Source organism: Streptomyces sp. NBC_00083 (assembly GCF_026343295.1).
Taxonomy (GTDB): Bacteria; Actinomycetota; Actinomycetes; order Streptomycetales; family Streptomycetaceae; genus Streptomyces.
In genome coordinates, this window is record NZ_JAPELY010000004.1 from 279,565 (window position 1) to 303,324 (window position 23,760).

A 23,760-nucleotide genomic window follows, 5' to 3' on the forward strand; every position below is an offset into this window, starting at 1 on the left:
ATGGGTGGAACGTTGACTATTCGGCACTCTTGGTCAACTCGGGCCGCCAGTACTGCTCTTCGGAGCGTGGAAAGCGGATCGGGGCGATGGAGAGGGCCGGGCACGCTGTTGGGTATCTGAAGGTACGGCCGAGAGGCTGCCTTCTAGTGCCGGCCCCAGTGAACTCCACTGAATGGTGGGGGTGATGGGTGGTTGGTCGTTGTTTGAGAACTGCACAGTGGACGCGAGCATCTGTGGCCAAGTTTTTAAGGGCGCACGGTGGATGCCTTGGCACCAGGAACCGATGAAGGACGTGGGAGGCCACGATAGTCCCCGGGGAGCCGTCAACCAGGCTTTGATCCGGGGGTTTCCGAATGGGGAAACCCGGCAGTCGTCATGGGCTGTCACCCATACCTGAACACATAGGGTATGTGGAGGGAACGAGGGGAAGTGAAACATCTCAGTACCCTCAGGAAGAGAAAACAACCGTGATTCCGGGAGTAGTGGCGAGCGAAACCGGATGAGGCCAAACCGTATGCGTGTGATACCCGGCAGGGGTTGCGCATGCGGGGTTGTGGGATCTCTCTTCTGTCGTCTGCCGGCGACAGGACGAGTCAGAAACCGTTGATGTAGGCGAAGGACATGCGAAAGGTCCGGCGTAGAGGGTAAGACCCCCGTAGCTGAAACATCAACGGCTCGTTTGAGAGACACCCAAGTAGCACGGGGCCCGAGAAATCCCGTGTGAATCTGGCGGGACCACCCGCTAAGCCTAAATATTCCCTGGTGACCGATAGCGGATAGTACCGTGAGGGAATGGTGAAAAGTACCGCGGGAGCGGAGTGAAATAGTACCTGAAACCGTGTGCCTACAAGCCGTGGGAGCGTCGCCGCATTGAGTTTACTCAGTGCGTCGTGACTGCGTGCCTTTTGAAGAATGAGCCTGCGAGTTAGCGGTGTGTAGCGAGGTTAACCCGTGTGGGGAAGCCGTAGCGAAAGCGAGTCCGAATAGGGCGACATAGTTGCACGCTCTAGACCCGAAGCGGAGTGATCTAGCCATGGGCAGGTTGAAGCGGCTGTAAGAGGTCGTGGAGGACCGAACCCACCAGGGTTGAAAACCTGGGGGATGACCTGTGGTTAGGGGTGAAAGGCCAATCAAACTCCGTGATAGCTGGTTCTCCCCGAAATGCATTTAGGTGCAGCGTCGTGTGTTTCTTGCCGGAGGTAGAGCACTGGATAGGCGATGGGCCCTACCGGGTTACTGACCTTAGCCAAACTCCGAATGCCGGTAAGTGAGAGCACGGCAGTGAGACTGTGGGGGATAAGCTCCATGGTCGAGAGGGAAACAGCCCAGAGCATCGACTAAGGCCCCTAAGCGTACGCTAAGTGGGAAAGGATGTGGAGTCGCAGAGACAACCAGGAGGTTGGCTTAGAAGCAGCCACCCTTGAAAGAGTGCGTAATAGCTCACTGGTCAAGTGATTCCGCGCCGACAATGTAGCGGGGCTCAAGCGTACCGCCGAAGTCGTGTCATTCCAGCATATAGGGCCAACGCCTGCTGGGATGGGTAGGGGAGCGTCGTGTGCCGGGTGAAGCTGCAGCGGAAGCTAGTGGTGGACGGTTCACGAGTGAGAATGCAGGCATGAGTAGCGATACACACGTGAGAAACGTGTGCGCCGATTGACTAAGGGTTCCTGGGTCAAGCTGATCTGCCCAGGGTAAGTCGGGACCTAAGGCGAGGCCGACAGGCGTAGTCGATGGACAACCGGTTGATATTCCGGTACCCGCTTTGAAACGCCCAATACTGAATCAGGCGATGCTAAGCCCGTGAAGCCGTTCCGGACCCTTCGGGGAAAGGAAAGTGGTGGAGCCGGTGACCCAGACTTGTAGTAGGTAAGCGATGGGGTGACGCAGGAAGGTAGTCCAACCCGGGCGGTGGTTGTCCCGGGGTAAGGGTGTAGCCCGTGCATCTAGGCAAATCCGGATCGCACATATAAGGGTGAGACCTGATGCCGAGCCGATTGTGGTGAAGTGGATGATCCTATGCTGTCGAGAAAAGCCTCTAGCGAGTTTCATGGCGGCCCGTACCCTAAACCGACTCAGGTGGTCAGGTAGAGAATACCGAGGCGTTCGGGTGAACTATGGTTAAGGAACTCGGCAAAATGCCCCCGTAACTTCGGGAGAAGGGGGCCATCACCGGTGATGAGATTTACTCTCTGAGCTGGGGGTGGCCGCAGAGACCAGCGAGAAGCGACTGTTTACTAAAAACACAGGTCCGTGCGAAGCCGTAAGGCGATGTATACGGACTGACGCCTGCCCGGTGCTGGAACGTTAAGGGGACCGGTTAGTGACCTTTCGGGGTTGCGAAGCTGAGAACTTAAGCGCCAGTAAACGGCGGTGGTAACTATAACCATCCTAAGGTAGCGAAATTCCTTGTCGGGTAAGTTCCGACCTGCACGAATGGCGTAACGACTTCTCGACTGTCTCAACCATAGGCCCGGTGAAATTGCACTACGAGTAAAGATGCTCGTTTCGCGCAGCAGGACGGAAAGACCCCGGGACCTTTACTACAGTTTGATATTGGTGTTCGGTTCGGCTTGTGTAGGATAGGTGGGAGACTTTGAAGCGGCCACGCCAGTGGTTGTGGAGTCGTCGTTGAAATACCACTCTGGTCGTGCTGGATGTCTAACCTCGGTCCGTGATCCGGATCAGGGACAGTGTCTGATGGGTAGTTTAACTGGGGCGGTTGCCTCCTAAAGAGTAACGGAGGCGCCCAAAGGTTCCCTCAGCCTGGTTGGCAATCAGGTGTTGAGTGTAAGTGCACAAGGGAGCTTGACTGTGAGACCGACGGGTCGAGCAGGGACGAAAGTCGGGACTAGTGATCCGGCGGTGGCTTGTGGAAGCGCCGTCGCTCAACGGATAAAAGGTACCCCGGGGATAACAGGCTGATCTTCCCCAAGAGTCCATATCGACGGGATGGTTTGGCACCTCGATGTCGGCTCGTCGCATCCTGGGGCTGGAGTCGGTCCCAAGGGTTGGGCTGTTCGCCCATTAAAGCGGTACGCGAGCTGGGTTTAGAACGTCGTGAGACAGTTCGGTCCCTATCCGCTGCGCGCGCAGGAACATTGAGAAGGGCTGTCCCTAGTACGAGAGGACCGGGACGGACGAACCTCTGGTGTGCCAGTTGTCCTGCCAAGGGCATGGCTGGTTGGCTACGTTCGGAAAGGATAACCGCTGAAAGCATCTAAGCGGGAAGCCTGCTTCGAGATGAGTGTTCCCACCTCCTTGAGAGGGTAAGGCTCCCAGTAGACGACTGGGTTGATAGGCCAGATGTGGAAGCCCGGTAACGGGTGGAGCTGACTGGTACTAATAGGCCGAGGGCTTGTCCTCAGTTGCTCGCGTCCACTGTGTTTGTTCTGAAGCAATGAACTCCCGCATGCCCTCTGGGTGTGTGCTGGTCGAGTTCAACTTCATAGTGTTTCGGTGGTCATAGCGTTAGGGAAACGCCCGGTTACATTCCGAACCCGGAAGCTAAGCCTTTCAGCGCCGATGGTACTGCAGGGGGGACCCTGTGGGAGAGTAGGACGCCGCCGAACAAATTTTGGGAAAAGCCCCGCACCTTTTGGTGCGGGGCTTTTTCGCGTTCTGGGGGCGATCGCGGCGCAAGGGAGGCCGCCGGCCGGTGAGGGGCAAAACACCTTGCGGGCCGCGTAAGGCCTGGTCAGCATGGGCGCATGGACTTTTCGATTCGCCCTGTCCGCGCCGATGAATGGCTGCGGATGAAGGAATTGCGTCTGGTCGCGCTGGCCGACCCGGCTGCCCCCGTCGCGTTCCTCGAGACCACGGAGCAGGCGCTGGCCCGCCCGGACTCGTTCTGGCAGGAGCGGACCGCCGGGGTCTCCCACGGCACCTCGGCCCGGCAGTTCGTCGCCGAGGCGCCCGACGGCGAGCTGGTGGGCACGGTCGTCGTGCTCGTCGAGGCCGTCGGGGCGAAGGACATCTTCGGCACGGAGATCACCGCACCGCAGGCGCACCTGGTGGGGGTGTTCGTGCGCGCCGAACACCGTGGACTCGGCCTGACCGAGCGGCTCTTCGACGCCGCCGTCGACTGGGCGTGGTCGCTGGACGCGCCGCCCGTCGAGCGGATCCGGCTCTACGTCCACGAGGACAACCCGCGGGCCCAGGGCTTCTACCGCAAGATCGGCTTCGTGCCTACGGGGCTGACCGCGCCCCTGGACAACGAGGCCGGCGGCGTGGACCTGGAGATGGAACTCCTCCGCGCCTGACCGTGCCGTACGCCCCCACGTGCGCCCTCAAGCGAGGGCTTCGGACCAGCGGGCGCGTGCCTGTTCGGGGGAGCGGAGCAGGACCAGGGGCGGCATGCCCCGGTCCTGGCCGGACGACAGGAGCTCCGGGAGGCGCGGCAGCGGGGCCACGGCCGCGACATCGTCCAGGACGAGCGTCATTGGTGGGTCGAGGCGACCGTCAGATGACCGTTCGGCCATGCGGCGGCCGCGCTCGACCACGTCTGATGCGAGCGCCGTGAGCAGCGGCATCGCGGCGGGGTCGGACCGGGGATCCTCGATGGCTTCGCCCACCACATAGAGGGTGCCCCCCTCGTTCACAAATGATTCCAGGGCGAGCGAATCCGCTCGGTTCGGTGTGCAGGCCTCCCGGATGTGGATCGAGGAGAGGCAGGCCAGCGCCCGCGCCGTCAACTCCCGGGCGATCTCCCGGCGTTCGGGATACGCGGTGAGCGCGGACTCCAGGAGCCCCGCCCCGCCGCTCTGCGCCTTGGGGTGGGTGCGCAGGATGCGTACCGGCTCGTGGGCGGCGGTGCCCTGGGCCCAGCGGTGCAGCTGTTTCGTCGCGCGGCCGTCGCGGCTCTCCAGGGCGGCGGCGTGCAGCCAGGAGCGCAGGAGGGTCTCGGCGGTGTCCGCCATGGCGGCGTCCACGCGGGCCTGCGGGCGTACGGGGGCGAGGAGCGCGATCGCCCGCGCGGCCGCGGTCTCCGGGTCCTCGCAGCCGGCGGTGGGCGACCAGTGCAGGCGGGCCGGGGTGTCGCAGCGGTGGGTCGGGTCGTAGACGTGGACGGGGCCGAGCTTGGCGCGCGCGTCCTTCGTCTCCGCCCACAGAACGGGGTCCGACGTGACGACCAGGGCCGCGCCCTCGGCGTCCTGGATCGCCTGGAGCGCCCTGGGCCTCCGGGTGTCGGGCGAGCCGAAGAACAGGCGGGAGGCTGGCGGCTGTTCGGCGCGGGGGGTCGGGATGTGTTCCACCGGGGCGGGCGTCAACCCGGTTGAGGGGGACGGCAGTTGGGCCAGTGGTGCGGGTTCGGGGAGGTGCTGGGACCGTACGGGCTGGGGGTCCTGGGGGGCCTGTACGTGCTCCGGGTGCGGGGGGACCGGGGCGTACGGGCTCTGCGGGTGCTCGGCGGGGACGGGGTGCCCGACGGGCTGCGCGGGGTACGCGGGCCGTACCGGCTGGGCGGGGTAGGGAGCCGTGAGCGGGGGCGCGCCGAACCCGTGGGCCGGGTACGGGTCCGTGCCCGCGGCCGGTTGCGCGACGGGTCTCGCGCCGGTGGGGTGACCGGCGGTCCTCGCTCTCGCGCGTACCGCTCGCCACCGGGTGAACGTGCCGAGTGCGAAGACGATCAGGACGACCGCGATCAGCAGCTCGCCGATGAGCAGGCCCCAGAACAGGCCGTAGCCCGAGAGCGAGGGCGGAGGGGTGTCGGGCCACGCGCCGGGGAGGTCGTGCGGGGCGGTGACCAGGGCGCGCAGGGCCATCGGGCTGTGCGTGAACGATACGCCTGGCGGCCACGCGCCGTGGGTGAAGAGGCCACCCAGGCCCGTGGCCGTCCAGACCAGTACGGTCAGGCCGAGCAGGAAGGCCAGCAGGCCGACCAGGAGTGAGTCCGGGATGCCGCGCTGGTTGGTTCTCGGTGCTCCGGTTCCGCTCATGTCAGGCCACCGTGGACTCGGAGGAGTCGGGGGCGGCGGACAGCTGCTTTTCGATCATGGCGGCTCGGCGTTCCGTCTCCGATTCGAGCTGGGAGTCCAGCTCCGAGGCGAGGATGTCGTCGGTGGCCGCGGACTCCGTCATGGCGCGGTCGGTGAAGACCAGGGGGCGTTCGCGTTCGGTGATCAGGTGCTTGACCACCTGGACGTTGCCGTTCACGTCCCACACCGCGATGCCGGGGGTGAGCGTGGGGATGATCTCCACCGCCCAGCGGGGCAGGCCGAGGACCCGGCCCGTCGCCCTCGCCTCGTCCGCCTTCTGGGCGTAGATCGTCCTGGTCGAGGCCATCTTCAGGATCGCGGCCGCCTCGCGTGCGGCCGCGCCGTCCACGACGTCGCTCAGGTGGTGGACGACCGCGACGAAGGACAGGCCGAGGCGGCGGCCGAACTTCAGCAGACGCTGGAAGAGCTGGGCGACGAACGGGCTGTTGATGATGTGCCAGGCCTCCTCGACGAGGAAGATGCGCTTCTTCCGGTCGGGGCGGATCCAGGTGTGCTCCAGCCAGACGCCCACGATCGCCATCAGGATCGGCATCGCGATCGAGTTGCGGTCGATGTGCGAGAGGTCGAAGACGATCAGGGGGGCGTCCAGGTCGATGCCGATGGTCGTCGGGCCGTCGAACATGCCGCGCAGGTCGCCGTCGACCAGGCGGTCCAGGACGAGGGCGACGTCCAGGCCCCAGGCTCGTACGTCCTCTATGTCGACGTTCATCGCCTCGGCCGATTCGGCCTCGGGGTGGCGGAGCTGTTCGACGATGTCGGTGAGGACGGGCTGGCGGTCAGTGATGGTCGTGTTGACGTAGGCGTGCGCCACCTTGAGAGCGAAACCCGATCGTTCGTCCAGGCCGTGGCCCATCGCAACTTCGATGATCGTTCGAAGCAGCGCGAGCTGGCCGGTCGTGGTGATCGCCGGGTCCAGGGGGTTGAGCCGGATGCCGCCGTCCATGGCGGTCATCGGGTCGAGCCGGATGGGGGTTATCCCCAGCTCGCGGGCGATGAGGTTCCACTCGCCGACGCCGTCCTCGCCCTGGGCGTCGAGCACGACGACCTGACGGTCGCGGAACCTCAACTGGCGCAGGACGTACGTCTTCTCCAGGGCCGACTTGCCGTTGCCGGACTCGCCGAGGACCAGCCAGTGCGGGGCGGGGAGCTGCTGTCCGTACAGCTGGAAGGGGTCGTAGATGTAGCCCTTGCCGCTGTAGACCTCGCGTCCGATGATCACGCCGGAGTCGCCGAGGCCGGGCGCGGCGGTCGGCAGGTAGACGGCCTGGGCCTGGCCCGTGGAGGTGCGGACGGGCAGCCGGGTGGTCTCCACCTTGCCGAAGAGCAGGGCGGTGAAGGCGTCGGAGACGAGAGACAGCGGATCTCGCATGGCGGGTACTGCCTCTCAACTAGCGGCGGATTCCGGTCGCGAACGGCAAGGTGTTGACGAAGGCCCGGTGGTGCTCGCGGTCGCACCACTCCAGCTTCAGATACGACTTGCCTGCGGAGGCTCTGATGGTCCGCTTGTCGCGGGCGAGCGCCTCCGGCGAGCGCGAGGAGACCGTGATGTAGCCGACGAGGTTGACGCCGGCGGCGCCGCTCGCGAGGTCCTCGCCGCGCTGGTCGAGGCGGCCGTGGGCGGCGATGTCGCGGGGGTCGACCGTACGGTTCATCTTGGCCGCGCGGGACGCCTCGGCCTCGTCGTTGGTCTTCTCCGTGAGCATGCGCTCGATGGCGACCTCGGTGGGCTCCAGGTCCATGCAGACGGCGACGGTGCGGATCACGTCCGGGGTGTGGACGAGCAGCGGGGCGAGGAAGTTGACGCCGACCGGGGTCATCGGCCACTCCTTGACCCACGCCGTGGCGTGGCACCAGGGCGCCCGCGTCGAGGACTCGCGGGTCTTGGCCTGGAGGAAGGTGGGCTCCATGGCGTCGAGCTCGGCCGGCCAGGCGTTGCGCTTGGTCATCGCCTGGATGTGGTCGATGGGGTGGTCCGGGTCGTACATGGAGTGCACGAGCGAGGCGAGGCGGCTCTGGCCGAGGGGCTGGCGTACGCGGATGTCGGCCTCGGCCAACCGGGCGCAGATGTCGGTGAGTTCGCGCGCCATGACCACGGCGAGGCCGGCGTCGCGGTCGAGCTTGCGGCCGTGCGGGTTGGCGGCGCGGGCCATCGCGTTGGCCTCGGCGGCGAGTTCCCGGCTGTACTGCATGCAGGCGACGAGGTAGGCGCGGTGCTGCTCGCTGGAGGTGGACACCATCGACTGGAGCTGCTCGTACGACTCCTGGAGCCAGTCCGGGGCCTTGGTGTCGCCGCGCTGGGCGACGTCCTTGGCGTGGGCGTCGGGGTCGGCGGGCAGGGTGCGGGCCAGCATCTGGAGGCGCGTCACGAAGCCGTCGCCGTTGGCGACGTGCTTGAGCAGGGTCCCGAAGCGGTCGACGAGGGCCTCCTGGTCCTCGCTGTCGCGCAGGCCGACGCCGGGGCCCTCGATCTCGATGGCGGCGGTGACGGTGCGCCGGTCCGCGTGGAGCAGGACGGCGATCTCGTCGGGCCCGAAGGGTGCCGCGAGCCAGGTGATGTGGCCGATGCCGGGCGGCGGCCCGACCTCGACCTCGCGTCCGTCGAGACGTACGCCGGCTTCGGGCGAGCCCGAGCGGTAGGCGGTGCCGCGGCGTAGCGAACGCTTGTAACTGCGGTTGATTTCGAACCACTTGTAGAACGTGCGGTGCTTGTACGGCACGTACACCGCGGCGAGCGCCAGGAACGGGAAGCCCATCAGGAGCACGATGCGCAGGGACAGGACCGGGACGAGCAGCCCGCACATCATGCCGAGGAAGGCGCCGCCGATGATCAGTGCGATCTCGCCGGTCTCCCGGTTCTTGCCGACGACGGCCGATGGCCGGGCGCGGCCGATCAGATACGTACGGCGGGGCGCGACCGGCTGGGACTGGGTCGTCAACGCCCTCCACCTCCAGTGTTCTTGTTACCTGCGGCACCGCCGGAGTTGCGGCGGTGGGTGTGCGGCGTGCCGGACGTGGGGCCGTTGCCGCTGCGCGGCGGAGGTGCGGCGGAGGGGACAGTTCCGCCGCCGACTCCGCCGCCGGAGCCCCGGCTGCTGTGTGCGGCCACGCCACCGGACAGGGGGTTGGCCGGGCGGGCCTGGGCGGCGCCGCCTCCGCCCTGGTTGCCCCGGCTGCTGTGGGTCTTGATGCCCTGGGAGACGAGGGCGGCGGGCGAGGAGACCATGGCGGCGGCCTGGGCGCCGCTGGTGGCCTGCTTGTGGTTGGAGCGCGCGGAGGCGATCTCGTCGCCGAAGCCGGGCACGAAGCGGTAGATCATCCCCGAGGCGAAGATCGCGAGGAGGATGATGGCGAGGCCGGAGACGACGGCCGAGAACGAGTCGGGTCCCTTGCCGGCGGAGAGCGCGCCGGCGAGGCTCAGGACGATCACGATGATGGGTTTCACCATGATGATCGCGATCATGATTCCGGCCCAGCGCCGGACGTGGCCCCACATGTTCTTGTCGACGAGTCCCGAGTACACGACGACGCCGAGCAGCGCGCCCACGTACAGCAGGAGGGCGCGGATGTAGAGCTCCAGGAAGAGGATGCCGGCGGCGAGGATGGTGACGAGGGAGACGACGATCAGCATGATCGGGCCGCCGCCGATGTCCGTGCCCTTCTTGAGCGCGGCCGAGAACGAGCCGAAGAAGACGTCGGTCTGGTCGCCGGTGCCGGCGGCGATGACGTCGGTGACCGCGTCGGTGGCGTTGACGACGGTGTAGAGGATCAGCGGGGTGAACGCGGAGGCGAGCACGGTCAGCCACAGGAAGCCGACGGCTTCCGAGATCGCGGTCGACAGCGGTACCCCGCGGATGGCGCGCTTGGCGACGGCGAGCAGCCACAGGACGAGCGTGAGGATCGTGGCGGCGGCGAAGACGATGGCGTAGCGGGCGAGGAAGGCGGGGTCGGTGAAGTCCACCTTGGCGGCGGTCTTCACGAACTTGGAGAGCGTGTCGACGACCCAGACGGCGGCGTTGGCGCAGCCCTTCGCCAGGGAGGTGAGGGGGTCGGCTGCGCCGGCGTCGGAGGGGGCGATGGAGGACTTGGACCCGCTCTTGCTGCCGCCGCTCTCGCAGTAGTCCCGGGCGAGGCCGACAATGAGGTCGCACGGGTTGTTGCTGCTGCTCGGGCTGGGGCTCGGGGTTCCGCTGGGCGTGGGGGTGGGGCTGGGTGCCGCCCAGGCGCCGGAGGCGAACAGCACGACGGTGGACGGCAGGACGGCCAGCAGGGCGTACGACAGAGGGCGTCGGCTACCGGGCATAGGTGAAGCCTCCGTATCCCTGTACAGCCTTGGCGATGTCGTCGGCGGTGGAGGCGCGGTTGTCACCGCTGACGGGGGTGGGGCCCTCCGTCTGCGAAGAGGACGCGACCTTCCAGTCTCCCTCGACCCACTTGAGCTTCTCGGTGATGGTGAACCAGGTCTGCGTCACGGGCTTGGTGGACCCGGGGCCCGCGAGGCCGACGAGGCCGGTGCACCAGACCTCGACCGACGCGGAGGCGGCGTCCTGCTGTGTCGCCTTCGTGCCGACCGGCACGGTGCGTGAGACGAAGGTCAGGCCGGCGGGCGCGGTGCCGTCGTCGTTCAGGCCGACGTTCTTGAGGAACCCGGGGCTGTACGCCTGGTTGAGGCTGTTCAGCAAGCCGTCCACGACGGACGGATCGTGAGTGGCCCGGATGATGTCGCTACGGGTCCCGGCGTGGAACATGCCCTCGGAACCCAACGCCACCGCGTAATTCGCCGCCGCCGACTGCGCCCCCTGCTCGCTCTGGGGGAAGCCCGATGCGATGCCCGCTTGTTTGCCCGGGACCGGCTTCGTGCCGGTGGCTGCTGTCGCGCCGGCGGCGCCGGGCTTCGCGGCGGGGTCGGGGGACGTGCCCGTGTCGTCGCCGCCGCGGTTCGCGAAGGCGATCGCCGCGATGAGGAGGACCACGACGCCGACCACCATCACCAGGGAGCGGGAGGTCCGTGGTGGGCGGCGGGTGCCGCCGTAGGTGTCGCCCGGGGCCTCCGGGAGGCGGGTACGGGTCTGGCGGGTGCCGCCGAGCGTGCTGAAGCGGTCGTCGGCGTGACCGGGGTCGGCCCCGCCGTGGCCCGGCTCGTCATCGAAACTCATGCCTGCGCCCCCTCGACCGTGTGCGGTTCCGCGTAGTACGACGGTAGCCGTGCTGGTTCCCGCGCGGGCGCGGTGTGGTGACTCGACATCAGGGGGACGCAACCTCTGCCGGTGGGCACGACGGACGGATGGTGTGGGAGGTACGGAAGGGACAGCGGCGGGGCTGACTGGGGGTCAGACCGCCATTCCGTACACGATGGTGAAGAGCGTGCCGAGCGAGCCGATGATGAAGACTCCGGTCAGGCCGGCCACGATGAGGCCCTTGCCCTGTTCGGCGCTGAAGGTGTCGCGCAGCGCCGTCGCTCCGATCCGCTGTTTGGCCGCACCCCATACCGCGATGCCGAGGCAGAGGAGGATGGCGACCGCCATCACCACCTCGACCATGATGCGGGCCTCGTTTCCGAGCGTCCCGAACGGCCCCCAGTTGGGGGCGATTCCGCCGATGATGGTGGTGATGTCGCCTTTTCCGGCTGCCAGGTACATGTAACTCACCGCCCCTGTCGGGTAGTTCGAAGCCCTTGCCGCACGGCATGGGTCAGGTTCTATCTTCGCTGATGAAACCGCCGGAGGAGGACGCCTTCACGCCTCTCTTTACCCGCCCCCGCATGCCAGTACCGGTTGCACCGCCCTGACCTGCGGTGAACCGGTGTGTGCGGAAACGCGTATGGTCACTCTGTGTATCACGGAGGGTGACTCCGGGCAATGACTGTCGTTGTTACACCCTTGGGCCGCTTGTCGTGTCGGCGGGGACGCGGCTGGTCGGCGCGGGTCAAAAGGGCCGGGCCGGTTCATAGAAACTTCTCAGAAAAGCTTCATGGTCGTTCTCAGCGGGGCAGGCAAGAGTCAGAGTGTCTCGCAGTCCCCGCAAGCAGGCCCGCCGACCACCAGGAGCCGCCCGTATGAAGCGCACTGGCATCTCCGGGAGGAAGTTCGCGACGCGGCGCGGAAGGTTCAGCGCCCTGTCGGCGGCGGCCGTTCTCCTGGCCATACCTACCTACGGCGACCATGACACGGCGTCAAGGGGCCAGACCACGACGGCGCCCGCGTCGGCGGCCGACGCCCGGGTGGGCGCCCTGTTCAAGGAGGACCTCGACGGCGGGCACTTCTGCACCGCGTCGGTGGTGCACAGCGCGGGGCACGATCTCATCGTGACCGCCGCGCACTGCCTGTCCACGGACGGGTCGCAGGACGGCAGGACGGTGTTCGCGCCCGCCTACCGGGACGGTTCGGCGCCGTACGGGACCTGGCCGGTGGAGTCGGTCTACGCGGACGACAGCTGGAACGAGGACGGCGACCAGGACAGCGACGTCGCCTTCGCGGTGCTCGGGCCGGGCTCGGACGGCGGCAAGCAGGTCGAGGACGTGGTGGGCGGCGCCCCGCTCTTCACGGGCCGCGCGACGGGCGGGCCCGTGACCGTCACCGGGTACCCGTCCGACACGGAGGTCCCGCAGGTCTGCACCAACACGTCGGTCGCGTACGGGGACTCCCAGCAGCGCATCGACTGCCCCGGCTACCCCGGCGGGACCAGCGGCAGCCCCTGGGTCGTGGAGGGCGGGGCGGTGGCGGGGGTGATCGGAGGGTACGAGTTCGGCGGCGACGACCCCGACGTCTCGTACAGCGTCGTGTTCGGGCCGGTCACCAAGTCGCTCTACAAGCTCGCGGAGTCGGCGGGCACGCCGAAGCCGGCGCCCGCGCCCTCGGCGGCGCCCACGCCCGCGGCCGGCACGTCCGCCGGCGGCGGGGCCGCGGGGAGCGCAGGGGCCGGCGGGGACGACGCGGCCGCCGCCATCGCCGAGGTGACGAAGATTCAGGCGCTGGTCTGCGCCTGCCTGTTGCCCTAGCGCGGCGGCCCCACGGGTTGTCATGGCCGGGCCGGGGGGCCGCCCGTGGCGCCTTGAAGCGCTCCTTCCCGGGTATCCCCCACGTGACGGCGCGCCGGGTTCGTGGCTGAATGAGCGAGGGTGCGACACGAGTGCGGGCGAAGTGGCGGTGAACCGCGCCTCGATGGGGGAGGGTTGAGGGGTGCGCAGAGTCTGGATGGTGGGCGGGATCGGGTTCGGGGTGTGCCTGAGCTTCATCGCGCTGCTCGTTGTCGGTACGTACTCGGCCGCCGCGGGACTCGCCTCCGCCGCGGGCAACGCGGTCGGGCTCGCCAAGGGTGCCGTGCCGTCGCTCTACCAGCCCCTCGTGCAGAAGTGGGGCACCTACTGCCCGAGCCTCAACCCGGCGATGCTCGCCGCCCAGCTCTACTCGGAGAGCGGCTGGAAGACCACCGCCGTCAGCCCGGTCAACGCGCAGGGGATCGCCCAGTTCATGCCCGCCACCTGGGCGACCCACGGCATCGACGGCAACGGCGACGGCAAGCGGGACATCTGGGATCCCGCGGATGCCATTCCGTCAGCCGCCTCGTACGACTGCGAATTGGCCAAGTACGTCAAGGACGTGCCCGGCGACGCGAGCGACAACATGCTCGCCGCGTACAACGCCGGTGCGTACGCCGTCATCAAATATGGCGGGATTCCGCCGTACAGCGAGACCCGGGGCTATGTGAAGACCATCCGCTCCCTGGAGAAGAGCTTCGCCGCGCCCGTCGGGCGGGTGCAGCCTTCGCAGCAGGCGGCGGGGGCCATCTACTACGCGCAGCAGAAGCTCGGTACGCCCTACCTCTGGGGTGGGGAGGGGACGGCCGAGCAGGGCGGGCGGTTCGACTGCTCCGGGCTGACGCAGGCCGCGTACCAGAGCGTGGGGATCACGCTGCCGCGCGTCGCCAACGACCAGTACAACGCGGGCCCGCACCCCGCGCGCAGCGAGCTGCTCCCCGGTGACCTGGTCTTCTTCTCGACCGACCTCGGCAACTCGCGGGCCATCCACCACGTCGGGCTCTACGTGGGCGGCGGCTACATGATCAATGCTCCCTATACCGGCGCCGTCATCCGCTTCGACAAGATCGACGCACCGGACTACTTCGGGGCGACCCGCGTCACCAAGGACGGTGCGGCGGCCCTGCCGACGCCGCAGCCGGGAGCCTGAACGAGGCTCTGCGGTGGCTTGAACTCTCCGTGAAGCCAAGGCCCTGAGCTGCGACGATGAGTCTCTCTTCGATAACGTCGGCGTGATCATTCAGTGGAGAGTGGAACGTGGCGGCCGCGGAGGGCGTTCCCTGGACAGTGACTGGTGTACGTACTGACCACGGGGGTTGGTAGCAGGACGCAACAAGGCAAGGGGCCGCAGCATGGCTGGACTCGCATTCGACGGAGCGAATCCCGATGTCGGCCTGCTCTACGACATCAACGGACTCGCCAAGGACGCCCCGTCCTGGTTCGACCGCGCCATGGCCTTCGTCGGGGAGTACGGCATCCTGCTCGGCCTCGTGCTCGTCGTGCTGTGGTGCTGGTGGAGCGTGCGGCGCGCGGAGGACCGGCAGTCCGCGGTCGTCTCCGTCGCCGGGATCGTCTGGGCGCCGCTCGCCGCCTCCATCGCCGTCCTCGTCAACATCCCCATCCGCGACTTCGTGCACCGGCCGCGGCCCTTCCTCGACCACAAGGGGCTCGACGTCCTGGTCGGCGGGAAGAGCGACTTCTCGTTCGTCAGCGACCACGCCACCCTCGCCATGGCGATCGGCGCCGGACTCTTCGTCGCCCACCGCAAGTTCGGCCTGATCGCGCTCGGGCTCGCCCTGCTCGAAGGGTTCTGCCGGGTCTACATGGGCGTCCACTACCCGACCGACGTCGTGGGCGGCTTCGCGCTCGGCACCGCCGTCGCGCTGCTCCTCGCCCCGCTCGCCCAGCTGCTCCTCACCCCGGTGGTGGCGGCCGTGGCCCGCTCGCGCCGGCTCGGTCTGCTCGTCCACTCGCGCCGGGCCCTGACGGTGGTTCCGGCCGCGGCCGGCGGCGCGGTCGAGCGGCCCGGCTCCGCGGAGCGCGACCTCGCGGCCTGACGGTGCGTCAGCGAGCGGGTTCCGGCGGTCGGAGCGCCCGCGGTCGGAGCGCCCGCGGTCAGAGCGCCTGCGGGAAGTCGAAGAGCCTGCCCGGGTCGTACTGCTTCTTCAGCTGCGCGAGACGCGGTGCGGCCGTGCCGTAGTAGGCGGTACGCCAGTCGGTGAGCGAGGGGTCCGGATAGTTCTGGTAGGCCGCGCCCGAGGCGTACGGGCGCATCGCGTCATGGGTGCGGGTCAGCCAGGACTGCTGCGTCGCCCCCGACGTGCCCGGCCGCCAGGACGCCACGTACTGGACGAGCACCCGTGAGGTGCGGTGGACGAAGGCGGTGGCATCCGGGGCCACCCGGTTGACCGCGCCGCCGAGCGCGGTGAGCACGATGGTGCCGCCGCCCCCGTTGTCCGACGCCGCGATGCGGGTGAACCGCTCGGCGCTGCCCATCAGTTGACGTATGCCGTCGGGGGGCAGCGCCTTGTCGTAGAAGTCGGACTTGGCGGCGTACGTCTCGCGCTGGAGCGCCCCTTGCGGGGAGCGGCCAGGGGTCGTGCCGGGCAGGTGGCACTGGGCCTGGCTGTAGGTGGAGCACCCGCCGTACAGCAGCATCGCGTCCTGGAACCCGGTGCGGTGCAGGGTGACCGAGGAGGCGGCGGCGCCCGCGCGGTCGGCGAGACGGTCGAGGGCGTTCTGCAGATCGCCGTACGAGCCGAGCGAGAACGCGGCGATGGTGACGGTCGGGTTGCCGCCGCCGGCCGCTCCGGCCAGATGCGCCGCGGACCAGATCTCGTCGGGCTGGTCCGGCCCCCACTCCTGCCACGCGCCGACCACCGCCTGCGCCTGCCGCCAGGGCCAGGTCAGGTAGGCGGTGACGCCCTGCGGCGCGGGGTGCGTGCGGAAGGTGAGGCCGGTGACCACGCCGAAGTTGCCGTTGCCCGCGCCGCGCAGGGCCCAGAACAGGTCGGGGTTCTGCTTCGCGCTCGCCGTCACTTTCCGGCCGTCGGCGGTGACGAGGTCGACGGAGGTGAGGCTGTCGCAGGCGAGCCCGTACGCGCGGGCCGTGACGCCGTGCCCGCCGCCCAGGGTCAGACCGGAGACGGCGACGGTGGGGCAGGAGCCGCCGGGGATCGTACGGCCGCTCTTGGCGAGCCCGGTGTAGACGTCGAGGAGCCGGGCGCCCGCGCCGATCGTGCCGTCGGACGACACGGAGTCGAGCCGGGACACGTCGATGACGAGGCGTCCGGTCCCGGACGACCATCCCGCGTAGTCGTGGCCGCCGCTGCGTACGGAGATCGGGGTGTGGTGCGCGCGGGCGTAGGCGAGGCACTCCTGGATGTCCGCCGCGTGGGCCGCGTACGCCACGGCGTCGGGCTTCTGGCCGTCGAAGCGGGTGTTGTAGAGCTGGCGGGCGGTGGCGTAGTCGGCGTCGCCGGGGCGGACGAGCTTGCCTTCGAGGGAGTGGCCGAGCGCGGTCCAGTCGGCGGGCGCCGGGGCCGCGGACGAACTCGGCGCGGGGGAGCGGGTCGTCGCGGTGGAGCTCGGCGCGGGCCCGGGGTGTGCGGCGCCGCCGCAGGCGGAGGTGGCGAGGGCGGTCGCGGCGGTGCCGGCGGTCGCGGTGAGGAGGGTGCGGCGGCGCATGGGGGCTCCCGGGGGCGTGTGGGGCGCTGCGCAGGCTCCTTCCCGCGCCGCCCCTCCCCGAACCGGAGCGCGGGCCTGGCCTTCGGGCCCGGCCCGCGGACCCGGAACCTCAGGCGCGGGCCGGCCCGTCGGTACGGGATCGTTCGGGGCCGTGTGGGGCGGGGCCGGGGGACGGGGGGCCGGGCTGCGCGGGGATGGGCGCGGTGTCGGGGAGGCGGGTGTCGCCGGTACGGGCGGGTGAGGCGTCGGAGAGGTGCGCGTCGGGGACCGGGGTGTCGGTCGAGTGGGTGTCGGCGTCCGTGCGGGCTCTGTCGCGGCTGCGGCGGGCGGGGCCGACCCAGCCACAGCCGCAGCGGGCGATCGCGAAGCTTCCGCGTTCCGTGACGGTCGTCTGGTGGGGCACCGCACCACGGTACTGCGGGCGTGCGTGACGGGGGCCCCACCGCGGTCGTTAGGAGGGCGGGGCCAGGCCGTCTCCCGCGGACCGGGCCAGTGGGCGTTGGGGGTTTGGCGGCGATGGTGGTGCAGCGGAACGGAGCCGGGCGAGCGGGCGCGATGGTGGCCGCCGTGGTGGTCGGCGGGGTGCTCGCGACGGTCGCCGGGTGCGGCGCGGACAGCGCGGAGAGCGCGAGCGGCGCCCCGGCCGACCCGGCGGTCACGGTGCGGTCGGCCGCGGACCGGCTGGTGGCGGCGGGCGGTTCACGGGTCACGACCTCCATGGAGATGGCCACCGGGGGCACCCGTGTGACGATCCGCGGCGAGGGCACGTACGACTTCCGGCACCGGACCGGACAGTTGACGGTGACGCTGCCCCAGGACGCCAAGGGTGTGGACGAACGCCGCCCGATCACCGAGCTCCTCGCGCCGGGCGCGCTCTACATGAAGAACCGGGGTGCCGGGGTGCCCGCCGACAAGTGGGTACGCGTCGACACGGCCTCGCTGGCCGACGGCAACCTCGTCACGGGCGGCGTCACCGACCCGTACGCGGCGGCCGTACTCCTGCGCGGCGCCCAGGACGTGACGTACGTCGGCGAGGAGCAGCTGGCCGGGGTGGAGGTGCGCCACTACCGGGGAAGCGCCGCGCTGCCGGCGTCGGTGGCGAAAGGGTTCTCCAAGGGCGCGGTGCCGTTCGACGCGTACCTCGACGCGGCGGGGCGGCTGTGCAAGGTGCGCCACCGGTTCAGCTACGTCAACCGGGGGCGGCCCGTGGCGGTGGCGTCGACGACGCTCCTGTACGGGTTCGGGGCGGCCGCGCCGGTCCGGCTTCCCGCGGCGCGGGACATCTTCGACGGGAAGATCCAGCCGTAATCAGCCAGATATGGCCCCCTCAGGTGGGGCGGTGGTGGCGGAAATGGTCCGTCCGTGCCATGCGCGGTGCGTACCCCTCTCCCTACGCTAGGAAGCCGACGACGGCGAGCGGGCGGCCGACCGACTGACGGCGGGAAGAGGTCGAGGAAGGGGTGATGTGCGTGGCTTCGCTTCGCGGTGTGACCGTCCAGGACCACGTGGCCCTCGTCGAGATCGAGCTGTGCGGGGAATTGATGATCGCGGCGTCTGCGGCGGAGGGGGACCGGCTCAGCCCCGACCTGATCGACGAGGTCCTGAACGTGGTCCACTTCACCCCGCCCCCCGACGCGCTCTGGCCGTCCCGGTAGCGGGCGCGCGGTCCGCCTGCGTGCGGTTTTCCGGGTGCGGGGGTGCGGGGGTGCGGCGCCGTTCGCGCAGTTCCCCGCGCCCCTGGGGGGTCTGGGTTTGTGCTTGGCGTGCGGGCCGTGGGTGGCCGGCCGCGCAGTTCCCCGCGCCCCTCAGGAGGTGGGGCGGGGCCGGGGGCTCCGGGTGCCCTACTGGGGGCGCGGGGAACTGCGCGGGAAGGGCGCACGGTCCGCAGGCGGAAACGGGGTTGAGGGTGCTGGGCGCCGCAGGCGGCAGCGGGGGTTGAGGGTGCGGGGCGCCGCAGGCGTTGAGTGGGGGCGAGAGTGCGAGGTTCCCGCAGGCTGAAGGGGGGTTGGGGGGCGCGAGGTCCATCGGGGAGGACGGGGCGTGGTCCCGGCGGGGGCGGGGTGTTATGTGCGCATCATGCGGGCGATCGCCTTCGTCGCTTCCTCGACCTTCGCGTCGATCTCATCGCCCCCCTTCACCGCCGCATCCGCCACGCAGTGCCTCAGGTGCTCCTCCAGGAGCTGGAGCGCGAAGGACTGCAGCGCCTTGGTCGACGCCGAGACCTGGGTGAGTATGTCGATGCAGTAGACGTCCTCGTCGACCATCCGCTGCAGACCCCGGATCTGACCCTCGATCCGCCGCAGCCGCTTGAGGTGCTCGTCCTTCTGCTTGTGGTACCCGTGCACCCCGTGGTCGTGATCGGTCACCGGGGCCGCGGAGGCCGGCGGGGCCGAAGGGTCCTCGACCGGGGGGCCGGCCGCCTCGGTGGTCGTCATCGCGTCCTCCCGTTGTCTGCTGCATGTCTGTGCGGCCATGTGCCCAGTGGGCTGCCGGTGATCTACGTGCTGGTCTACGTGCTGGTCTGCGTGCTGACTCGCGTACTGATCTGCCGTGCGGGGCAAGGGCTTCGATACCCCTCGTGGGTATAGGGTAACGAATTTTCGAGTCCCGGGCGGGGGCCCGTGCTGATCACTGTGCCTGATGGGCGACACTGAAGAACGCCGGTTAGCCGTGGCCGGATGATGCGCCTAGCATCAGCCTGACCGAATCCCAAGCACTCCGAGGACCCCACGTGCGCTTTCGTCTGACCCCCAGGGAGACGAGCTTCTACGACATGTTCTCCGCATCCGCGGACAACATCGTCACGGGCTCGAAGCTCCTCATGGAACTGCTCGGAGCGGATTCCGCGTCCCGGGCCGAGATCGCGGAGCGCATGCGGGCAGCGGAGCACGCGGGGGACGATGCCACCCACGCGATCTTCCACCAGCTGAACTCCTCCTTCATCACGCCGTTCGACCGCGAGGACATCTACAACCTCGCGTCGTGCCTCGACGACATCATGGACTTCATGGAGGAGGCCGTCGACCTGGTCGTCCTCTACAACGTGGAGGAACTGCCCAAGGGCGTCGAGCAGCAGATCGAGGTCCTCAACCGCGCGGCCGTGCTGACCGCCGAGGCCATGCCGAACCTGCGGACGATGTCCAATCTGACCGAGTACTGGATCGAGGTCAACCGTCTGGAGAACCAGGCCGACCAGATCCACCGCAAGCTGCTCGCCCACCTCTTCAACGGCAAGTACGACGCCATCGAGGTGCTCAAGCTGAAGCAGATCGTGGACGTACTCGAAGAGGCGGCGGACGCGTTCGAGCACGTGGCGAACACGGTGGAGACCATCGCCGTCAAGGAGTCCTGACCCAGTCATGGACACCTTTGCTTTGATCGTGACCATTGGCGTCGCGCTCGGATTTACGTACACGAACGGCTTCCACGACTCCGCCAACGCCATCGCGACCTCGGTGTCGACGCGGGCGCTGACCCCGCGGGCGGCGCTGGCGATGGCCGCGGTCATGAACCTCGCCGGTGCCTTCCTCGGCAGCGGTGTCGCGAAGACCGTGAGCGAAGGGCTCATCTCCACGCCCGAGGGCAACAAGGGGATGGGCATCCTGTTCGCGGCGCTGGTCGGCGCGATCATCTGGAACCTGGTCACCTGGTACTTCGGGCTCCCCTCGTCGTCCTCGCACGCCCTGTTCGGCGGCATGGTGGGGGCGGCGCTCGCCGGTGGTACGACCGTGTACTGGTCCGGCGTGCTCGACAAGATCGTCATCCCGATGTTCGTGTCGCCGGTGGTCGGTCTGGTCGTCGGTTACCTCGTGATGTGCGCGATCCTGTGGCTGTTCCGCAAGTCGAACCCGCACAAGGCGAAGCGCGGATTCCGTATCGCGCAGACCGTCTCGGCGGCCGGCATGGCGCTCGGCCACGGCCTTCAGGACGCGCAGAAGACGATGGGCATCGTGATGATGGCGCTGGTCATCGCGGATGTGCAGGACGCCGGCGGGCAGATCCCGATCTGGGTCAAGATCGCGTGCGCGGCGATGCTGTCGCTCGGTACGTACGCGGGTGGCTGGCGGATCATGCGGACGCTGGGGCGGAAGATCATCGAGCTGGATCCGCCGCAGGGGTTCGCCGCGGAGGCGACGGGGGCGTCGATCATGTTCGGATCGTCGTTCCTGTTCCAGGCGCCGATCTCCACGACGCATGTGATCACTTCGGCGATCATGGGTGTGGGGGCGACCAAGCGGGTCAACGCGGTGCGGTGGGGGGTTGCCAAGAACATCATCCTGGGGTGGTTCATCACGATGCCGGCGGCAGCGCTGGTCGCTGCGCTGAGCTATCTCGTGGTGCAACTGGCCTTCGGCTGACCGGCCCCGGTCCCGTTGGCGCGGTTCCTCGCGCCCCTGGGTGGGTTGCCCTTGGCAGGGTGCGCAATCCAGGCCGCCTCGGCCCGTCCGGCGTTTGAGGACGAGCGCCGTTCGGGCGCGATTGGGGTCTGGGGCGGGGCCCCAGGAGCCCCGGCTTTCGTGTGTGGACCGTGCTGGGGCACCCGCGCGGTTCCTCGCGCCCCTGGGTGGGTTTGCCCTTGGCAGGGTGCGCAATCCAGGCCGCCTCAGCCCGTCCGGCGATTGAGGACGAGCGCCGTTCAGGCGCGATCGGGGTCTGGGGCGGGGCCCCAGGCAACCCCGCTTTCGGGTGCGGACCGTGCTCGCGTCTCGCGCAGTTCCCCGCGCCCCTCAACTACTCGGTGCCGGGCAGCATGTGTGTCTTCAGCCCGTCCGGTGTTTGAGGACGAGTGCCGTTCGGGCGCGATTGGGGTCTGGGGCGGGGCCCCAGGAGCCCTGGCTTTCGTCTGCGGACCGTGCTGGGGCACCCGCGCAGTTCCCCGCGCCCCTAGGTGGGTCGATCTAGGCGGTATGCCCAGCATTGGCATACCCAGCCCGTCCGGCGATTGAGGACGAGCGCCCTTGAGGCGCGATCGGGGTCTGGGGCGGGGCCCCAGGGGGTTGGGGTGGGCCCGCCCTGGGGAGGGCGGGCCCTTCGTCTTGCGGTGGCACCGCCATGCAGCACCGCAGACGGCATGAGGTCGGACCTAGCCGAAGCGGCCCGAGATGTAGTCCTCCGTGGCCTGCACGGAGGGGTTGGAGAAGATCCGCTCGGTCTCGTCGATCTCGATGAGCTTGCCGGGCTGCCCGACCGCCGCGAGGTTGAAGAACGCCGTACGGTCCGAGACCCGCGCGGCCTGCTGCATGTTGTGCGTCACGATCACGATCGTGAAGCGCTCCTTCAGCTCCCCGATCAGATCCTCGATCGCCAGGGTCGAGATCGGGTCGAGCGCCGAGCAGGGCTCGTCCATGAGCAGGACGTCCGGCTCGACCGCGATCGCCCGCGCGATGCACAGTCGCTGCTGCTGGCCGCCCGACAGACCCGAACCCGGCTTGTTGAGGCGGTCCTTCACCTCGTTCCAGAGGTTCGCGCCCTTGAGGGACTTCTCGACGACGTCGGCCAGCTCGTTCTTCTTGTACGAGCCGTTCAGACGCAGCCCCGCCGCCACGTTGTCGAAGATCGACATGGTGGGGAAGGGGTTGGGGCGCTGGAAGACCATGCCGACCGTGCGGCGCACCGCCACCGGGTCGACCGCGGAGCCGTACAGGTTCTCGTCGTCGAGAAGCACCTTGCCCTCGACGCGCCCGCCCGGGGTCACCTCGTGCATACGGTTCAGGGTGCGCAGGAACGTGGACTTGCCGCAGCCGGACGGGCCGATGAAGGCGGTCACGGAGCGCGGCTCGACCGTCATCGAGATGTCGTCGATCGCCTTGTGGGCGCCGTAGTAGGCGGAGAGGCCCGATACGTCGATTCGCTTGGCCATGTCACTTACTCACTGCTTCTGTAGAGGGGAGATCGGTCGCTGCGTGGCCCCGCCCGGCGGAGCCGGAGAGTGTCGCTCTAGCGACCGGTCTTGGGGGCCTTCCAGCGGGCGATGCCGCGAGCCACCAGATTGAGGATCATGACGAAGGCGATCAGGACGAGGGCGGCCGCCCACGCGCGGTCGTACGACGCGTCGCTGCCGACCCGGTACTGCTCCCAGATGTAGAAGGGGAGCGAGGACTGGGCGCCTTCGAAGGGGTTGGTGTTGATCAGCTGGCTGCCGAAGACGAGCAGCATGATCGGGGCGGTCTCGCCGGCGATGCGGGCGACCGCGAGCATGAAGCCCGTGGTGATGCCGCCGATCGCGGTGGGGATGACCACCTTCAGGATGGTCCGCCACTTCGGGACGCCGAGGGCGAGGGCGGCCTCGCGCAGCTCGTTCGGTACGAGCTTGAGCATCTCCTCGGTGGAGCGGACCACGACCGGCATCATCAGGATCGAGAGCGCCAGCGACCCCATGAAGCCCGAGGGCTGGAGGTCGAACATGAGCATCAGGGTCAGGATGAACAGGCCGGCGACGATGGACGGGATGCCCGTCATGACGTCGACGAAGAAGGTGACGGCCTTGGCGAGCGCGCCCTTGCCGTACTCCACGAGGTAGACCGCGGTGAGCAGGCCGAGCGGCGCGGAGATCAGGGTGGCGATGCCGATCTGCTCCAGGGTGCCGATCAGCGCGTGGTAGATGCCGCCGCCCTGCTCGAAGGCGGGCACGCCGGCCATCGAGTGGGTGAGGAAGTACCCGTTGAGGACCTTGGTGCCGCGGCTGATCGTCGTCCACAGCAGGGAGAACAGCGGGATCACGGCGAGGATGAAGCAGACCCAGACCAGGGAGGTCGCCACCCGGTCCTTGGCCTGCCGCTTGTTCTCGACGGCCGTGGTGACCGTGTACGAGACGAGGATGAACAGCAGGGCCGCTATGAGCCCCCACTGGACCTTGCTGTGCAGGTCGAAGGCGAGGCCGATGCCCACCGCGAGGACGATCGCGACGACCGCGAAGCCGGCGCCCGCCCAGCGGGGCAGGGAGCGGTGGCTGAGGCTGCCCTTGCGGGGGACCGGGGTGGCGGGCCGGGCTTCCTGAACGGCTGCGTGGCTCATGCCGGGCTCCCTTCGGGGCGGAGGTCGAAG

19 protein-coding genes and 2 rRNA genes are annotated in these 23,760 nt (G+C 68.7%); 10 read left to right on the forward strand and 11 right to left on the reverse strand.

Translation table 11 applies throughout. The features are described from left to right. Positions 1 to 235 precede the first annotated feature (235 nt). From OOJ98_RS31365 to OOJ98_RS31375, 3 genes are all read left to right on the forward strand, one after another. Positions 236 to 3,363: ribosomal RNA gene (locus tag OOJ98_RS31365) — 23S ribosomal RNA — on the forward strand. 89 nt (positions 3,364 to 3,452) lie between these two features. Continuing rightward, positions 3,453 to 3,569: ribosomal RNA gene (gene rrf / locus OOJ98_RS31370) — 5S ribosomal RNA — on the forward strand. Positions 3,570 to 3,707: 138 nt separating this feature from the next. Further along, the gene (locus tag OOJ98_RS31375; protein ID WP_267058493.1) at positions 3,708 to 4,259 is read left to right on the forward strand and encodes a GNAT family N-acetyltransferase; all 552 of its coding nucleotides are present in this window, start codon (positions 3,708 to 3,710) and stop codon (positions 4,257 to 4,259) included. 27 nt (positions 4,260 to 4,286) lie between these two features. Here OOJ98_RS31375 and OOJ98_RS31380 read toward each other — a convergent pair whose 3' ends face one another. The 6 genes from OOJ98_RS31380 to OOJ98_RS31405 form a co-directional block, all read right to left on the reverse strand. Further along, on the reverse strand, positions 4,287 to 5,936 hold the full coding sequence (locus tag OOJ98_RS31380; protein WP_267058494.1) for a type VI secretion protein: 1,650 nt from the start codon (positions 5,934 to 5,936) through the stop codon (positions 4,287 to 4,289). 1 nt (position 5,937) lies between these two features. Next, a complete protein-coding gene (locus tag OOJ98_RS31385) occupies positions 5,938 to 7,365 on the reverse strand; it encodes an ATP-binding protein (RefSeq protein WP_267058495.1) in 1,428 nt (475 codons plus the stop codon). Between the two features lie 19 nt (positions 7,366 to 7,384). Then, complete coding sequence (locus OOJ98_RS31390) at positions 7,385 to 8,932, reverse strand: SCO6880 family protein (RefSeq protein ID WP_267058496.1); 1,548 nt, start codon at positions 8,930 to 8,932, stop codon at positions 7,385 to 7,387. Then, a complete protein-coding gene (locus OOJ98_RS31395; protein WP_267058497.1) occupies positions 8,929 to 10,296 on the reverse strand; it encodes a hypothetical protein in 1,368 nt (455 codons plus the stop codon). The genes OOJ98_RS31390 and OOJ98_RS31395 overlap by 4 nt, the downstream gene beginning before the upstream one ends. Beyond that, positions 10,286 to 11,149, reverse strand: a complete 864-nt coding sequence (locus OOJ98_RS31400) for a hypothetical protein (RefSeq protein WP_267058498.1) — start codon at positions 11,147 to 11,149, stop codon at positions 10,286 to 10,288. Before OOJ98_RS31400 ends, OOJ98_RS31395 begins: the two co-directional genes overlap by 11 nt. Before the next feature lie 174 nt (positions 11,150 to 11,323). Then, positions 11,324 to 11,632 (reverse strand): hypothetical protein, encoded by a 309-nt coding sequence (locus tag OOJ98_RS31405; protein WP_053729027.1) that lies wholly within the window; start codon positions 11,630 to 11,632, stop codon positions 11,324 to 11,326. Between the two features lie 416 nt (positions 11,633 to 12,048). On the opposite strand from OOJ98_RS31405, the gene OOJ98_RS31410 reads away from it, so the two are divergent. The 3 genes from OOJ98_RS31410 (at position 12,049) to OOJ98_RS31420 (ending at position 15,086) form a co-directional block, all read left to right on the forward strand. After that, positions 12,049 to 12,990 carry a serine protease gene (locus tag OOJ98_RS31410; protein WP_267058499.1) on the forward strand — a complete coding sequence of 314 codons (942 nt, stop codon included), beginning with the start codon at positions 12,049 to 12,051 and terminating at the stop codon, positions 12,988 to 12,990. Positions 12,991 to 13,186: 196 nt separating this feature from the next. Then, the gene (locus OOJ98_RS31415; protein ID WP_267058736.1) at positions 13,187 to 14,179 is read left to right on the forward strand and encodes a bifunctional lytic transglycosylase/C40 family peptidase; all 993 of its coding nucleotides are present in this window, start codon (positions 13,187 to 13,189) and stop codon (positions 14,177 to 14,179) included. Positions 14,180 to 14,381: 202 nt separating this feature from the next. Then, complete coding sequence (locus OOJ98_RS31420; protein ID WP_267058500.1) at positions 14,382 to 15,086, forward strand: phosphatase PAP2 family protein; 705 nt, start codon at positions 14,382 to 14,384, stop codon at positions 15,084 to 15,086. Between the two features lie 58 nt (positions 15,087 to 15,144). Here OOJ98_RS31420 and OOJ98_RS31425 read toward each other — a convergent pair whose 3' ends face one another. Together OOJ98_RS31425 and OOJ98_RS31430 are read right to left on the reverse strand one after the other, a co-directional pair. Continuing rightward, positions 15,145 to 16,716, reverse strand: a complete 1,572-nt coding sequence (locus OOJ98_RS31425) for an FAD-binding oxidoreductase (protein ID WP_267058501.1) — start codon at positions 16,714 to 16,716, stop codon at positions 15,145 to 15,147. 109 nt (positions 16,717 to 16,825) lie between these two features. Continuing rightward, positions 16,826 to 17,119 (reverse strand): hypothetical protein, encoded by a 294-nt coding sequence (locus OOJ98_RS31430; protein ID WP_267058751.1) that lies wholly within the window; start codon positions 17,117 to 17,119, stop codon positions 16,826 to 16,828. A gap of 113 nt (positions 17,120 to 17,232) precedes the next feature. On the opposite strand from OOJ98_RS31430, the gene OOJ98_RS31435 reads away from it, so the two are divergent. Further along, positions 17,233 to 18,024 carry a hypothetical protein gene (locus OOJ98_RS31435; RefSeq protein ID WP_267058502.1) on the forward strand — a complete coding sequence of 264 codons (792 nt, stop codon included), beginning with the start codon at positions 17,233 to 17,235 and terminating at the stop codon, positions 18,022 to 18,024. 155 nt (positions 18,025 to 18,179) lie between these two features. Then, entirely contained in the window at positions 18,180 to 18,371 is a 192-nt protein-coding gene (locus OOJ98_RS31440) for a hypothetical protein (protein WP_267058503.1), read from the forward strand. 408 nt (positions 18,372 to 18,779) lie between these two features. On the opposite strand, the gene OOJ98_RS31445 is transcribed toward OOJ98_RS31440, so the two are convergent. Beyond that, on the reverse strand, positions 18,780 to 19,151 hold the full coding sequence (locus OOJ98_RS31445) for a metal-sensitive transcriptional regulator (protein ID WP_267058504.1): 372 nt from the start codon (positions 19,149 to 19,151) through the stop codon (positions 18,780 to 18,782). Between the two features lie 296 nt (positions 19,152 to 19,447). Between OOJ98_RS31445 and OOJ98_RS31450 the strand changes: the two genes are divergently transcribed. Beyond that, positions 19,448 to 20,068, forward strand: coding sequence for a DUF47 domain-containing protein (locus OOJ98_RS31450; RefSeq protein WP_053729022.1), 621 nt, complete (start codon positions 19,448 to 19,450; stop codon positions 20,066 to 20,068). A 7-nt stretch (positions 20,069 to 20,075) separates the two neighbouring features. Continuing rightward, complete coding sequence (locus OOJ98_RS31455) at positions 20,076 to 21,074, forward strand: inorganic phosphate transporter (RefSeq protein WP_267058505.1); 999 nt, start codon at positions 20,076 to 20,078, stop codon at positions 21,072 to 21,074. A gap of 725 nt (positions 21,075 to 21,799) precedes the next feature. Here the strand turns inward: OOJ98_RS31455 and pstB are convergent. Both pstB and pstA read right to left on the reverse strand, forming a co-directional pair. Then, positions 21,800 to 22,576 carry a phosphate ABC transporter ATP-binding protein PstB gene (gene pstB / locus OOJ98_RS31460; RefSeq protein ID WP_267058506.1) on the reverse strand — a complete coding sequence of 259 codons (777 nt, stop codon included), beginning with the start codon at positions 22,574 to 22,576 and terminating at the stop codon, positions 21,800 to 21,802. 77 nt (positions 22,577 to 22,653) lie between these two features. Beyond that, entirely contained in the window at positions 22,654 to 23,730 is a 1,077-nt protein-coding gene (pstA, locus tag OOJ98_RS31465) for a phosphate ABC transporter permease PstA (RefSeq protein ID WP_267058507.1), read from the reverse strand. Between the last annotated feature and the right edge of the window lie 30 nt (positions 23,731 to 23,760).